Annotated in this window: 14 protein-coding genes and 1 riboswitch; of the genes, 3 read left to right on the top strand and 11 right to left on the bottom strand. The window is 36.7% G+C overall.

From position 1 onward, the window contains the following. Nucleotides 1-12: 12 nt before the first annotated feature. The 4 genes from LCP48_RS20185 to LCP48_RS20200 form a co-directional block, all read right to left on the bottom strand. On the bottom strand, nucleotides 13-765 hold the full coding sequence (locus LCP48_RS20185; protein WP_009374257.1) for an SDR family NAD(P)-dependent oxidoreductase: 753 nt from the start codon (nucleotides 763-765) through the stop codon (nucleotides 13-15). Beyond that, the gene (locus LCP48_RS20190; protein ID WP_009374258.1) at nucleotides 755-2,506 is read right to left on the bottom strand and encodes a methyl-accepting chemotaxis protein; all 1,752 of its coding nucleotides are present in this window, start codon (nucleotides 2,504-2,506) and stop codon (nucleotides 755-757) included. Before LCP48_RS20190 ends, LCP48_RS20185 begins: the two co-directional genes overlap by 11 nt. A 105-nt stretch (nucleotides 2,507-2,611) precedes the next feature. Further along, nucleotides 2,612-2,697, bottom strand: a riboswitch (cyclic di-GMP riboswitch). Between the two features lie 202 nt (nucleotides 2,698-2,899). Continuing rightward, the gene (locus LCP48_RS20195) at nucleotides 2,900-3,094 is read right to left on the bottom strand and encodes a hypothetical protein (RefSeq protein ID WP_004225659.1); all 195 of its coding nucleotides are present in this window, start codon (nucleotides 3,092-3,094) and stop codon (nucleotides 2,900-2,902) included. A 141-nt stretch (nucleotides 3,095-3,235) separates the two neighbouring features. Continuing rightward, nucleotides 3,236-3,730 carry a YehS family protein gene (locus tag LCP48_RS20200; RefSeq protein WP_225340478.1) on the bottom strand — a complete coding sequence of 165 codons (495 nt, stop codon included), beginning with the start codon at nucleotides 3,728-3,730 and terminating at the stop codon, nucleotides 3,236-3,238. A 184-nt stretch (nucleotides 3,731-3,914) separates the two neighbouring features. Here LCP48_RS20200 and LCP48_RS20205 point away from each other — a divergent pair, with 184 nt between their 5' ends. Further along, nucleotides 3,915-4,118: an alpha/beta-type small acid-soluble spore protein gene (locus LCP48_RS20205; protein ID WP_004225662.1), complete on the top strand. Its 204-nt coding sequence runs from the start codon at nucleotides 3,915-3,917 to the stop codon at nucleotides 4,116-4,118. A gap of 70 nt (nucleotides 4,119-4,188) precedes the next feature. On the opposite strand, the gene LCP48_RS20210 is transcribed toward LCP48_RS20205, so the two are convergent. After that, complete coding sequence (locus tag LCP48_RS20210; RefSeq protein ID WP_004225665.1) at nucleotides 4,189-5,385, bottom strand: MFS transporter; 1,197 nt, start codon at nucleotides 5,383-5,385, stop codon at nucleotides 4,189-4,191. Between the two features lie 302 nt (nucleotides 5,386-5,687). Beyond that, the gene (locus LCP48_RS20215; protein ID WP_225340479.1) at nucleotides 5,688-7,025 is read right to left on the bottom strand and encodes a trypsin-like peptidase domain-containing protein; all 1,338 of its coding nucleotides are present in this window, start codon (nucleotides 7,023-7,025) and stop codon (nucleotides 5,688-5,690) included. A gap of 292 nt (nucleotides 7,026-7,317) precedes the next feature. Between LCP48_RS20215 and LCP48_RS20220 the strand changes: the two genes are divergently transcribed. After that, a complete protein-coding gene (locus LCP48_RS20220; protein WP_225340480.1) occupies nucleotides 7,318-7,638 on the top strand; it encodes a YflT domain-containing protein in 321 nt (106 codons plus the stop codon). Nucleotides 7,639-7,978: 340 nt separating this feature from the next. Here LCP48_RS20220 and LCP48_RS20225 read toward each other — a convergent pair whose 3' ends face one another. The 4 genes from LCP48_RS20225 to LCP48_RS20240 form a co-directional block, all read right to left on the bottom strand. Beyond that, nucleotides 7,979-8,128, bottom strand: a complete 150-nt coding sequence (locus tag LCP48_RS20225) for a hypothetical protein (protein WP_225340481.1) — start codon at nucleotides 8,126-8,128, stop codon at nucleotides 7,979-7,981. 313 nt (nucleotides 8,129-8,441) lie between these two features. Then, nucleotides 8,442-9,410, bottom strand: coding sequence for a tRNA dihydrouridine synthase (locus LCP48_RS20230; protein ID WP_004225675.1), 969 nt, complete (start codon nucleotides 9,408-9,410; stop codon nucleotides 8,442-8,444). Between the two features lie 306 nt (nucleotides 9,411-9,716). Further along, complete coding sequence (locus LCP48_RS20235) at nucleotides 9,717-10,700, bottom strand: bile acid:sodium symporter family protein (RefSeq protein ID WP_009374260.1); 984 nt, start codon at nucleotides 10,698-10,700, stop codon at nucleotides 9,717-9,719. 11 nt (nucleotides 10,701-10,711) lie between these two features. Further along, complete coding sequence (locus tag LCP48_RS20240) at nucleotides 10,712-12,097, bottom strand: FAD-binding oxidoreductase (protein ID WP_004225680.1); 1,386 nt, start codon at nucleotides 12,095-12,097, stop codon at nucleotides 10,712-10,714. Between the two features lie 225 nt (nucleotides 12,098-12,322). Here LCP48_RS20240 and LCP48_RS20245 point away from each other — a divergent pair, with 225 nt between their 5' ends. After that, the gene (locus tag LCP48_RS20245) at nucleotides 12,323-13,048 is read left to right on the top strand and encodes a FadR/GntR family transcriptional regulator (protein ID WP_004225682.1); all 726 of its coding nucleotides are present in this window, start codon (nucleotides 12,323-12,325) and stop codon (nucleotides 13,046-13,048) included. Between the two features lie 234 nt (nucleotides 13,049-13,282). Here the strand turns inward: LCP48_RS20245 and rlmD are convergent, their stop codons facing one another. After that, the gene (rlmD, locus tag LCP48_RS20250; protein ID WP_004225688.1) at nucleotides 13,283-14,650 is read right to left on the bottom strand and encodes a 23S rRNA (uracil(1939)-C(5))-methyltransferase RlmD; all 1,368 of its coding nucleotides are present in this window, start codon (nucleotides 14,648-14,650) and stop codon (nucleotides 13,283-13,285) included. Nucleotides 14,651-14,700 lie beyond the last annotated feature (50 nt).

The following is a 14,700-nucleotide window of genomic DNA, read 5'->3' on the forward strand; positions in this document are numbered from 1 at the left end:
CTTCGTTTTCCATTAACCGTTCATTACGACCCCACCATTTGGCGTTAAAATTTGACCTGTATAGAAGTCAGCATGATTAGAGGCTAAAAATAATACACTTTTCGCAATTTCTTCTGGTTGTGCTAAACGTTTTAATGGATATTTTGCGGATTCTTCCTCCACATAGTTATCGCCAAACTCTTGTAGAATGTCCGTAAATGTTCCACTAGGAGCAACTGCATTGACAAGTATAGAAGGTGCTAATTCTCTTGCTAAAGCCTTTGTAAAAGCATTAATAGCACCCTTTGCAGCTGAATAATGCGTGAATTCTTCACAACCCAAGCTACCAATATCAGATGAAATATTGATGATTTTTCCTGTATTACGTTCCTTCATTCTTTTTGCTGCTTCACGGCAATTATAGAAACAGCCATATAAATGAACTTTAATCATACGATCCCACTGCTCATCCGTTAAATCTGTAATGCTGGAACCCTGTGCAAATCCAGCGTTATTTACAAGAATATCAAGATTCCCGAGATGCTCGTCCATAAATTGATGCATCGCTTGTACTTCTTGAGAGTTAGAAACATCTGCGTGGAATATTAAAGCTTTCACACCCAACTTTTCTGCTTCTGCACGTACAGCTTCTGCCTCTTGCTCATCCCCAATATAATTAATTAAAATATTGGCTCCATGTTGCGCAAAGCCTAAAGCAATTGCTTTACCGATTCCTTTACTAGAGCCTGTAATTAAAACATTTTTTCCTGTAAAATTAATGTCCATTATGATCATTCTCCAATTTGAATTTTGCCACTAGACCTTGCAGCTCTTCTGCTGTTTTGCCCAGTGATGAAGAGGCATCCTTTACTTCCTGCATGGTAGATAATTGCTCTTGTGTAGAATTCGAGACATTTGAAGAGAACTCTGCTGACTGCTCTGCAGATTGTTTAATATTATTAACAGATGCCGCCACTTCTTCTGAGGATGCAGAAATTTGTTGTGAGGCTGCTGAAATTTCACGTATTTGGCTAGCTACTTCTTCTGAGGAAGTAAGAATTTCTTTAAAGATTTCGCCTACTTCATTGGTAAATGCCATCCCTACCTTAACATCCTCTTTACCTTTCTCCATAACCGTGATAGAAGCGTTTGAATCAGACTGAATAGAACTAATTAAATTGTAAATTTCTGTTGCTGATTGAGAGGATTGTTCAGCTAAGCGTCTCACTTCATCCGCAACAACGGCAAAGCCTTTACCGTGTTCACCTGCTCGTGCCGCTTCGATCGCAGCATTTAAAGCTAATAGATTTGTTTGATCAGCTATAGCAGTAATTAAGCTAACAATTTCACTTATTTTTTTAGTATTAACATGTAGTCCATTAATGGTTGTCCCTATTTGTTCAACAGAATCATTAATTAACTCCATTTGAGCAATAACTTGTTGTACAACTTCATTGCCTCGTTCAGAAGCCTGTGATGCTGAAATAGAGGATTCCGCAGCTACATTTGCAGAGTCAGCAATTTGCTGAATACCTGTTGCAGTTTCTTCCATAGCAGCAGCTGTTTCCTCTGTCATGGTCATCGAGGCCTCAGCATTTTGTGTAATTTGATTCATGTCTAGTGCAATATTTGTTGAGCTGTTATAAGTTTCACCAGCATGTACCGTTAATTGATTGGCTGCTGAAGAAACGTGATTGGATGTATTGCGTATGTTTAAAATAATATGTTGCAAATTAGCCACCATTGTACGAATGGATTCAGATAATTTACCAATTTCATCCTTCGATGTCTCTAAATCCACATCTATTAATTCACCATTTGCCACTTGATTGGCAACGTTCACTACTTTTTTCAGTGGCTTTAATAGTCGATCTATAATTATGTAAACTAAAACTAATAAAATTAAAATGCCGATAATGGCAATGACAATTTGCTTAATCACACTTGTTTTAATAATCGTATTGATATAATCAGCGGAGTAATCAATCCCTAATAGGGCAATCAGTTGGCCATTATCATCTTTAATAGGACTAAAAACCGTTCTCCAAGAACCAAAAGGATCCTCGAAAATATCAGTTACCTCTGTACTATTATTTTCAATAGCTAATTTTGCTGTTTCTACATGTTCATCCGCTAAATCAGTAAAAATTTCACCGGCTTCATATACTTCATTTAGATTAGAGGTATAGCCAATTGGATTGACGCCACCCTCATCCTTGACATCCCAAATATAACTCCAGCTCATAATACCTTGCTGGTCCTGAATCATATCAAGTTGCTTTTGGATCTTTGTAAACTTTGCGTTTGTTTCCCCTTTTTCGGACAGCAAATCTTTTACTTCATCACTGTCTAAGTTCATAGCTGTTAATAAACCAACACTTTTTAATTCTTGCTCCAAATCCACATTCATCCGATTATTCAATTCACTTATACTTTGCGTCGTAATAATAGCGATAAGCAGTAATACAACGATAGAGACTGTTAGTAAAAGCTTATTTTTTAATGATGTGTTTTTTAACAACTTCATTTCCCCTTTTCCTCCTTTGAACTTTACTTGCAAAAAAATGCCTATTTCAAAAGAAATAGGCATAAAAGAACAAAAACTAGAATGAGAATGATACAACTAGCACTCTTTTGCAACCCAGCCGCCATAGCATTTATTGCCTTAGACCTGTAGCTTTGCGTCTTTACTTTTCAGTAAATTTGCCTATATTTCCCTACCAAAATTAACACAGTAGGTAAAAGTAGTCAATGCTCTCTACTTAAAACATACATATTTTATACTAGCTGTTCCTTCATTAATAATTATATAAATTACTTAATTATGATTCATCTATTGAACAAAATAAAACAGCTACAACCTCAATTAGCGTTGTAGCTGTCCACTTTCAATTCACTTACCCCTAAGTGTTTGAATAAATTATACGTTTTGTGTGACAAGTAATACGGAAGGTATAAAGGATAACGCAAACATAGCGATATACCATACGGAAGTACGACGTAATGAAAAGCGTACTTTTTTTCGTTCCGCATAAAAAATATCTAACATAACTGCAACAATAAAAGGCATTGTAATACATGCAATAGCTACTAATAAGATGTCAAAATAAATCATACAAGCACCCCTTTGTCTGTGAACATTTTTCATCTTTTTTGTGAACATTTTGTGATAATTTTATTGTACACAATTTCGTCACAAATTGTCAACGAGTTTTAAAGAAAAAAATGGCACTTTATGATTGATATCCATTGTGCATTATGCTCTATATTTATATGTTAGGCCCCTTAAAAAATTTCGTACGAATGAATCGCCACACTCTTTATAATTACGATGACTTGGATTTCTTAAAATAGCACCTAATTCACCTTTTGTAACTTTAATGCCGCCGTCATATAAAATCTCAAGCATCTCCTCAGTTGTTAAAGCTAAAGCAATTTTTACTTTCTTTAGCAGCATATTATTTGGGTTTTCTTTACCTGACACAGGTAAAGGTCCAACAGCCTGTCCTTCTCTTGCTTTCTGAGGCCCGCGTTTAAAAGTAATTAATCCATTTAAAAATGCCTCTAACATTTTATTATTACATTTGATGTATTCCTCTGGCGCTTCTTCCTCATCATTAATCTTAATCAGCATATTTAATACTTCTTCCTTTGTATAATCCATGCCACCAAGTTTAAAAATTTCTACCATATCTACATTTTTTATATCGAACGCATAGCGTAAACGAATTAAGATATCATTATTTGTCATTATATTTCCTCCTTTAATTAACCTTATATAGTAAAGAGCCAGGCTTAATTATAACAGAGAGTTTGCTGATTATTGCTAGCTTTCCACAAGTTGTTGTTGTTAGCAAATAGCGTGTGCATTTCCTACTTTTTAAATGTATGAAAAATTTAATCGCAACCATTCTAAGGTCAAGGAGGTGAGAACAATGGCTAACAATAACCGCAGTTCAAATAAACTTCTAGTACCTGGAGTACATGAGGCTGTCAATCAAATGAAATATGAAATTGCACAAGAGTTTGGCGTTCAGCTTGGGCCAGAAGCATCTTCTCGTGCAAATGGTTCCGTTGGAGGAGAGATTACAAAACGTCTTGTTGAAATCGCTGAAAAACGTTCAAAAGGTTTATTATAATTAAATACTAATAAGAAAAGAACGAATCCCATTTACATAATTGGAATTCGTTCTTTCGTGCTCTATAAAATTATGCTGTTTGCAATTCCTTCCCTGAGCTCTTAAGCGTTAGCATAACGATAAAGGAAATACAATACAGTGCTGCTAAGTAAATCATCACGACAGTCATATCGTAGCTTTGTAAAATAAAACCTACAAAGATTGGTGAAAACCCACCTATAGCTCGTCCAAAGTTAAAAATGGTGTTTGTTGCTGTACTGCGAATTTGTACTGGATAAAAGCTACTAATTAATGCACCATACCCTGCAAACATTCCATTAGAGAAGAATCCTACAACCGCACCGCCTACTAATATCGCTACTGCACCTGTTGCAAACGAGTAAAAGAATACAGCACATGCAGAGGCTACTAAAAAGATCCCGAATGTTCGCTTTGCACCAAAACGATCCATAAATCTACCAAACGTCAGCATTCCAATGATCATGCCAACTGCGGTACTAATTGTCCACAATGCTGAGCTTGAAACCGATAAACCTTGCGATTTCTGTAACATCGAAGGTAGCCAAATCATTAGACCATTATAGCCTGCAATTTGAACAGTTGCCATTAGAATTAGGGAGAGTGTTGTCATGGTGATACGAGGTGAAGCAAATAATTGTGCTAATTTCCCGTTCTCTTGCTTATTATTTTGTTGTTTCTGCGCTGCTAACCATTCTGGTGATTCATCAATATTTTTACGTACGATAAAGGCGAAAATAACTGGTAGTAATCCTACAAAGAATAATGCACGCCACCCTAAAGTTGGTAAAATAATAGCACTTAATAAAGCAGCTAAAATTACTCCATATTGTGCACCTACACTGACATAAGAGGATGCTCTACCTTGTTTATTCTTTGGCCAAGCCTCCGCCACAAGCGCCATCCCAATACCATATTCTCCGCCAGCACCTAAACCAGCGATAAATCTATAAACATAAACTTGTTCAATACTTGTTGCTACTCCTGTTAAGGCCGTTCCGATGGCAAACAAAATAATCGTATACGTAAACACTTTTACTCGACCATATTTATCTGCTAATACACCGAAAATAATACCACCCAGTAGCATCCCAATATTCGTGATGGATGAAATCAATCCACCTGTTGCAAGATCAATATTAAATTCTGCAATAATCATTGTCATAGCAAAGGAAATAAACATAATGTCCATTCCTTCTAGCGTTAGCCCTGCCACTGAAGCAACCACGGTTTTTTTACGATAATCCATTCTTGTTAGCCTCCATTTTCTAGTTGTCGATCTCTTTTAGTGAATGGATTATAGCTGTCTTGTCCATTCTCTTTTGAAGCCTCACGGGACTTCCTTTAAAAGAGGGGTACGAAACAATAATAAAAGCCCTTCCGTCACAGAGGACAAAAGGGCATGACAAAGCAAAGATATTAGCTTAAAAATATCACATAGCCCTTTTCAGCCTCTCTGGACCGTATTAAAGGATTTATATATCGTTCATTTATACCGTTCTACATTCTATAAGATTACTGAAGAAAAAGCAATGGTCGAATAGTGGAAATTCAACTCGGTAATTCTATAAAGTTTTGAGCAAACTGATAAATTAGATTGGCAGGTACAGCCAAATTAAGGTTTTGACCATCATCGAAGCCTGCTGTAATCAGACCAACCAATCGCCCATGCATATCCAATAAAGCACCACCTGAACTGCCATTTGATATAGCGGCTGTAAATTGAATCATAGACATTTGCCGAATATCACGAAAACCCGAAACAATCCCATCAGAAACTGAGTCAAACAATCCTAACGGACTGCCAATCGCCACAATTTTTTGCCCTCGAACTAATTGTCCATCCATTTTTACAGGTAAAGGATGGCTTATTCTGTCTACCTTCAAAATAGCCAAATCATGCATATCATGATATTTTACAAATTGATGGGTAATATACTCGTTGGTATCATTTTCATAGAGCACAGAATAATATTTTCCACCACCCACAACATGCAGGTTTGTTAAAATATATCCATCTTGGTGGAGAACGACACCAGAGCCATAGCATAAAACCTTGTCATCCTCCCCGAAGGTCTTAATCATCACAACAGATGTGGCTAAGGAGGCTAATTGCTCATAACTCCACTCCTCTGTCGCATTCGTTTTTTGAGCAGGAATGTTCAATTGTCTTGAAGTACTTTTAATAGGCAATGTTATTTCTTTTTCATAGAAATGACGACACATATGTAAGGTAGAAGACGCTTCTATTATAGGGTACATATTGGCAATATCTCCTTTGGGATTCATGTAACAAATATCGCACCCCAGTGACGATAAGAAATATAAAAATAGTAATTCATGCTGCGTAATGTCACCTATAAAAACAATTTTGGGGGACGTTGGATTTTCCTCCGAAAAAATTTGTGGTAAATAATAATCCATCCAATACAAAAATTTAACTGCAAAATTTTTTAACAACGTTTCATTAGGATAAGGCTGATTTTCTTTAAATAGTTGAATCATCTGTTTAAAGCTTAGCTTTTTTGTCCATTCAAGTTGATCACTCGCTAATGTACTGCACAAAGATAGCTTATCCAGTAATTGCGGGTTTTCAGCAACAGTCTGCCACATTCTCCAACTTTCTGACAATCTACCTACATCTTCCTTATTACGAATGACCTCTAGCTTATGCAGTCGTAAATAAAATAAGTTTTGCTTGGAGAAATACTCCTCCATTTTTAGAATCTCATCTTTATAAAAATCTACCGAATCAGGTATACCGATATAGCGTAGAAAAACTACTTCCTTCGTTAGGGAATGATTGTTGTGATGAATTTGCATAAACTCCTGAAAAGTATTTACTGATTTATTATATTTAATTTTTAACGGTCTAGTTGTCACAATCATCTTCATACAACTCCTATAAGCTCGTCATTACATATAATGGTACTTATATACAATTCTCTGATGTTTCTCTAAATCCTCTATTGATGCAAACAAAAAAGCCCAACTCTATAAAGAATTAGACGTAGCTTTGGAATAAAGATTTAGAATAACAACTTCCATTGTTTTCGAGTGGTCCACTAGTATTCCATTAGTTGTTCATGCCACTCTAACATAATTAAAAACTAAAAAGATGTTTTATTCATTCAATTTAGTGGAATAGATTGAATGTGAACATATATAGGAGGGATCAATAATGACAGTCAAATTGACAGTAGAAAACGTAGTACAAGCGAAACAAGAAGTGGAGAAATTAGAAGCGCAAGGATATCTTCGAGATAACATTTACATCTTTGCTCACTATGAAGAACGTGAAGATGATATTAACGAAGCACTCGGGACAGAAGAAGCTGGTATTAGCGAGCAAGGGTTCCTGACTTCGTTAAAGAACCTGGTGAATTCCCGTGGTGATGAACTCCGCAATGAATTAACTTCTGTCGGATTAAGTAAATTGGAAGCTGCTCAATTCGAAAAGGAACTGGATACAGGTAAATTGGTCATAGTTGCCAATAAGTAAAAACAAACCCGGGAAACCAATCCCGGGTTTGTTTTTCATTTTACAAGTCCTCCTCGTATTTCATCGACTCTGTATTCCACAAAGCCTTTCAACCAAGTCAGTATAAAAACTGTCAATGATCTGCTCGAGGAAATTATCATCTTCTTCATTAAAGGGTCTTCTTCAACAATATGGCCCTATTCATAAAGAATGGCGCTTTTCCTTATTACAGAAAAGCGCCCGATTGTTGAATAACTAATTTTTATTAATAATAGCGTTTTCTCAAATATTTCTTATTTAGTAGTTCAATGACTATTGAAGATAATTTCATAAAAAATTAGCACCACAGTAATTTTTATGTCTATTCTTTACAAAAATCGACAAATTTTTTTGCCTGTATTAAGGACATATCTGTTTGTTCTCTCACAAACATCACCGCTTTAATTTCACCGACGGACTTTATTTTCCCTAAGGCAATCAGTTCCTCATTATAGACTTTAGTATAATCCATTTTTCCGACCTCCTCTAATCTATAATACCTTATACGACTATTTTAACCATTTAGTTTCAATATATATTAATACCACTTAAAGAAATTTGTAAAAATAAGGATAAATCAATTGTGAGGGTTCATAATACTAGATAAAAACTACATTTAAACAGAAGAGCATAAAAACAAGCGTCCTTCCCCCCTAGCATTAGAAGCCAAAACCTCAATAGCGATAATTAAAAGGAGCAAAGAAAAGGAAATCTCATCCTCAAATCTTTGCTCCTACTTCTACTGTTATTTACTTGACTTTATTAGTAGTTCCATTATTTCATTGTCATTCAATATTGTTTGATTCAAAGTTGTCTAGCAATACACGCACTTCATCCGTTGATTTTGTGTTCATCAATTGACTTCTTAATTCACCAGCTCCTCTGAATCCTTTGACATAAATTTTAAAGAAGCGATGAAGTCCTGTGATGGAACGTGGCAGTTCTTCCGCATATTGATCTTGAAGATCGAGCTGCAGTCTTAAAAGATTAAGGTACTCTTTACTGCTATGTTCTTTTGGCTCTTTTTCAAAAGCAAAAGGGTTTTTAAAAATACCTCGTCCAATCATCACGCCATCAATACCGTATTGTTCAGCTAGCTGCAGTCCCGTTTGACGGTCAGGAATATCTCCATTGATTGTTAGCAGTGTATTAGGTGCAATACGGTCACGTAGTTTTTTGATTTCCGGAATAAGCTCCCAATGCGCATCTACTAGGCTCATTTCCTTTCTTGTTCGTAAATGAATCGAAAGGTTCGCTATATCCTGCTTTAAAATATGCGTTAGCCAATCTTCCCACTCATTTACATCCTTGTAGCCAAGTCGCGTTTTCACGCTAACAGGCAGTCCGCCCACTTTTGCTGCTTGAATCAATTCTGCCGCAACATCTGGTCGGAGAATTAGGCCACTCCCCTTCCCTCTTGATGCTACATTTGGTACAGGGCAGCCCATGTTAATATCAATGCCTTTAAATCCTAGCTCTGCCATGCCAATACTCATTTCACGGAAATACACAGGGTTATCTCCCCAAATATGTGCCACCATTGGCTGCTCATCTTCTGTAAAGAGCAAACGGCCACGCACACTTTTCTTTCCCTCTGGATGACAGTAGCTATCCGAATTTGTAAACTCAGTAAAAAACACATCTGGTCGACCTGCTTCACTTACAACGTGACGAAACACAACATCTGTCACATCTTCCATCGGTGCCAATACAAAAAATGGCCGTGGTAAATCACGCCAAAAATTATCGTTCATGTTATTTCCAATTCCTCTCACTATGGACATATTGATACATTTACCTCATTACCTAATAGAGGTAGAAGTATTCTTTATCAAGAACTAATGTAAAAATCAACAATGTTTATTTTAACGAAAATCCGTCCTAAATGATATTTTAAAAAATAAAAAAGCAGATGGATAGCTTGTTTCTATCTCATCTACTTTTATTATACCTAATTTTCATTTCTATATTTTTTCGAATGGATCCATTTGTGAGGTGGATTTAAACAAAATAGATAATATGACTGCAGTACAAGCCGTAGACATCGAATATTTACTCTCCTACATTTGAGTTCTTCCGTTATCTTCTTGTATCTGTTTATTATGTTGTACCTTTAGTATCTCTGGTTTTTTCGACCAATAGGTAGCGAGAATTGGACCAGAAATATTATGCCAAACAGCCCCAAGTACACTAGGTAAGGCCGCTAAGGGACCGAAGTGGGCAGTGGCTAGCGCTACACCTAGACCAGAGTTCTGCATTCCAACTTCTATTGAAATAGCTCTTCGATTGCTTTCATCGAGGCCTAATAGACGAGCTGTTATATAACCAAATAACAATCCGAATGCATTATGAAGCACTACAGCTGCAAAAATAATGGAGCCTGCCGAAGCGATGGTATCCACATTACCAGCAACAACAGCGGATACAATAATCATAATAGCAACTACTGAAATAAGAGGAATCACATTAATACTTTTTTCTACGATTTGAGGAACAACTCTTCTTATAACAATCCCTAGGATAATAGGGATAATAATTACTTGAATAATTGAAGTAAACATTGCTATTGGATCAACTGGCATCCATTTACCTGCAAGTAATAATAGGATGAGTGGTGTGGCAATTGGAGCTAATAATGTAGAAAAAGATGTCATTGTGATGGACAAAGGTACATTTCCTTTAGCTAAATACACCATGACGTTTGAAGCAGTTCCACCAGGTACAGATCCAAGAAGGACTAGCCCCGCAGCTAATTCTGCTGGCAAGTTCATCATATAAGCAATTAAAAAAGCGGCAAGTGGCATGATAACATATTGAGCACATACACCAATAATGACTGGTACTGGATTCGTTATAACCAATTTAAAATCTACTGCTTTTAACGTCAGACCCATGCCAAACATAACAATGCCTAGCAAAATTGTGATATACCCTCCAAATATTAAAAAGGGCTCCGAAGCTATAAAGGCAATAACAGCAATACAAATAACCCAGATGGCAAAATATTTTCCAGCTATCGTACTAATCGCTTCTAAAATTTTCATAATTCCACTCCCTATATTTTTATTTTCAATATTTTATTCGGATTGAAAAGTGTGTCAGGGTCAAGTGCTTGTTTAATCTTTTCCATCACTAGAAGTGCTTTACCGTGTTCTTTCTCTTGATATTTCTGCTTACCAATGCCCACACCATGTTCTCCTGTACAAGTTCCTCCTCGTTCAAGTGCATACATCACAATCAATTCATTCAATTCATCAGCTTTCTTTATTTCTTTTGGATCATTCATATCAATCATTAATAGTACATGGAAATTGCCATCACCAACGTGTCCAACAACCCCACCTGTAAGGGCTAACATATCAAGTGCTTCTCTTGCATGTTCAATAGCACCTGCTAATTCGGATATCGGTAAGCAAACATCGGTTACCATTAGTTTTTTTCCTGGGTGTCCATGGACATAGGCGTAAGCTAAATTATGGCGAGCTTCCCATAGCTGATTTCGGGCTGCATTATCCATCTCAAATTCAATATTTTCACAATTATGAGCCGCTACAATCTCTTTCATAAATTCTACATCTTGCCTTAAGCCAGCCTCATTCCCCTCAAACTCTAAAAATAAGGTTGGTTGTTCCTCATAAGCTGTTTGACTATACAAGTTCACTTGCTTCATTGAGGGTTCATCTACAAGTTCGACTCTTGCAATGGGAATTGCCGCTTGTAGAATACTCACCACTCCTTCCACAGCATCATTCACTGTTTTGAAGGATGCTCTAGCAGCCATTACACATTCAGGAATACCGTAGACTCTTAACGTCAATTCAGTAAAACAACCAAGTGTTCCCTCAGACCCCACGAAAAGCCCATTTAAATGGTAGCCTGATGAAGATTTTTCTGCTAAATTTCCTGTATGAATCACTGTTCCATCTGAGAGAACAACTTCTAAATCTCGAACTTGATCGCGCATAGTTCCATATTTAACAGATGTTGTCCCACTAGCATTTGTTGCCGCCATTCCTCCAATTGTTGCATCTGCTCCTGGGTCTACGGTGAAAAATAATCCATATTTCTTCAATTCTTTATTTAACTGAGAACGCGTTACCCCTGGTTGAACTTTCACAAGAAAGTCCTTCTCTCTAACTTCTACTATTCTGTTCATAAGTGAAAAATCAATCGTTATCCCATGATTATATGGGATGACATGTCCTTCTAAGCTTGTTCCTCTTCCAAATGGCACTATCGGTACTTTGTATTGATTTGCTATGTTAATTATTTTACTCACTTCTTCTGTCTTTGTCGGAAACACCACAATATCAGGAAGACTGGCGCTATGATAGGATTCATCACTGCTATGCTGTTCTAAAATCGTTTGATTGATTGTCACTTCAATTTCTGGAAGAACACTTCGTAGAGCCATCACTAATTCTTCATTTGCAGTAATCATTTTTACTTCCCCTTTTGCTCTCATAGTATTTAGATTGTTTAATTGATAAATTTATATGTCATACCAATTTTCTATATCATTAAAATTGGTCCAACCTTTTTTACATTGTACTAAATATTCAGAAAATATCAACTATTAATTTTTTTCTTAAATTGATAAACATGCTGTATTTCTGTATGATTAAAGCGTTTATAGTACTATGTATTTAAGGTGGTGAGATAGGTAATGCCTCAACCAAAGAAAAAAGCGTATCAAGTTATCGTTGATCAAATAAAGGAATATTTTTTAAATGGTGAATTACAGCCTGGGGATAAACTCCCGACAGAAAGAGAATTAGCGAGTCGTTTTAATGTCAGTCGAACATCGGTAAGAGAGGCACTTCGAAAACTTGAAATAAAGGGATTTATTGAAATTAAACAAGGCAGTGGTAGCTTTATTAAAACAGCTGAATCCCATACTTTAGGCGAAGAGCTTTCCTCTACAATTATAAATACTGAAAAAAAATTAATTTATGAAATGTTGGAGCTTCGCCAAGCACTTGAAGTAGAGTGTGCCTTTTTAGCTTCACGACGAGCTACTTCTGTAGACTTAGAACGAATTAGCAAAGCATTAGATATGATGGATCAAGGTAAAAATGATGTAGAATTAGGAATTCAAGCAGACCTAAGTTTCCATCTTAATATTGTACTTGCTTCACATAACTCAATATTTTTACAATTATTTCAAACCCTTAGTGAGCATATGCAAGACACAATCCGGGCTACCCGCAGACAACGCTTGGAAGATTCGGAACGAACGCAAGAGACTATCGATGAACATAAAAGAATTTACTTAGCCATCGCTTCTGGAGATGCGAACCAAGCTAAGCAACTCATGGAAAACCATATCACGCAAATAAGACGAGAACTGACAGAGTCCCTTTTAAGTCATATTGGAGAAAAAAACAATTAAAACTAGAGAAACACAATTATATATAGTTTATAAGTGATGAGATGTTTTGAATGGTTATTGTCAATGTGAATTGACTCAATTAATGAAGGTTTCAGATGGATGAAATTACATGGAAAAAACTCGGATTCGTTTTTGATCGAATCCGAGTTTTTATTGATAAACAAAAAATTATTTTAAATGAAATATGTCCTAAAACGGTAATTTTTTTATTGTGTAGGTGAGTTTAGTAATGGGTTACTCGTTTAACTTCAACCATGCTACTGCTTCACAATGCGTCGAATGTGGGAACATATCTACTGGCTGGATTTCCTGTGTGTGATAGCCGCCATCCTCTAAAATGCGTAGATCGCGTGCTAGTGTGGCTGGGTTACAGGATACGTAGACCACTCGTTTTGGTCGTTGCTCTAGAATAGTAGTTAGCAATGCTTCATCGCAGCCTTTGCGCGGTGGATCAACTACTAGTACGTCTGCTTCCTTGCCTTCTTTATACCATCTTGGGATAACTTCCTCTGCTGGGCCTGCTTCAAAATAAGTATTTGTAAAGCCATTAAGCAGTGCGTTGCGTTTGGCATCTTCAATCGCTTGTGGGACAATTTCCACGCCCATGACGGTCTTTGCTTTTTGAGCAAGGAATAAAGAAATCGTACCAATTCCACAATACGCATCAATGACACGTTCATCTCCTTGCAAGTCAGCATAATCTAGTGCTTGCTTGTAGAGTACCTCTGTTTGCTCTGGGTTGACTTGATAGAAGGAACGAGCAGAGATTTCAAAACGTACGTCACCAATTGTATCAATAATAACGTCTTTACCCCAAAGGTTGATTGTATCATCACCAAAAATAACATTGGTTTTCTCACTATTCACATTTTGCATAATTGATGTAACGTTTGGTACTAGCTTTTGGATGACTGTAATAGCTGCCTCTTTTTGTGGGAATTTTTGCTTTTTCGTTACAAGGACAACCATGACTTCGCCTGTTGCTCGTGCTTTACGGATAACGACATGACGCAACATGCCTTCATGTGTATGCTCATTGTAAGAGCGAATGCCTAACGTTGCTAATTCCTTTTTCAAGCCTGCAAGAATTGCATCTGCTTCTCCTGTTTGAATTAAACAGCGATCCATATCCACAATGCTATGCGTTTTTGTTTTATAAAATCCTGCAATCGCTTGTCCTGCTTCATTTTCAGAGAAAGGAATTTGGGCTTTATTACGGTAGTGCCAAGGTTCTTTCATACCTTTTACTGGGTGAACAGGTGCATGAATTTTACCAATGCGATGCATCACATTGCGCACCATATTTTCTTTCCATTTTAGCTGTCCCTCATAGGATAAATGCTGTAATTGGCAGCCGCCACACTGCTTGAAGTAATCACATGGAGCTTCAACACGGTCTGGAGATGGCTTGATAATATCTATTACCTTTGCAAAGCCGTAGTTTTTTAATGTTTTTAACACATGGATTTCGGCCGTTTCGTTTGGCAGTGCGCCTTGTATGAATAGTGGATAACCTTCAACCTTTGCGACACCATTGCCATCATGCGTTAGATCTTCTATATAAACTGAAAGTCGTTCATTTTTTTTCACGGGTGCTGACATTCGTACATCCTCCATTTCAATCTCCTTATTGTAGCATGTGTTGGCGAATG

Source organism: Lysinibacillus capsici (assembly GCF_020217405.1).
GTDB lineage: Bacteria > Bacillota > Bacilli > Bacillales_A > Planococcaceae > Lysinibacillus > Lysinibacillus capsici.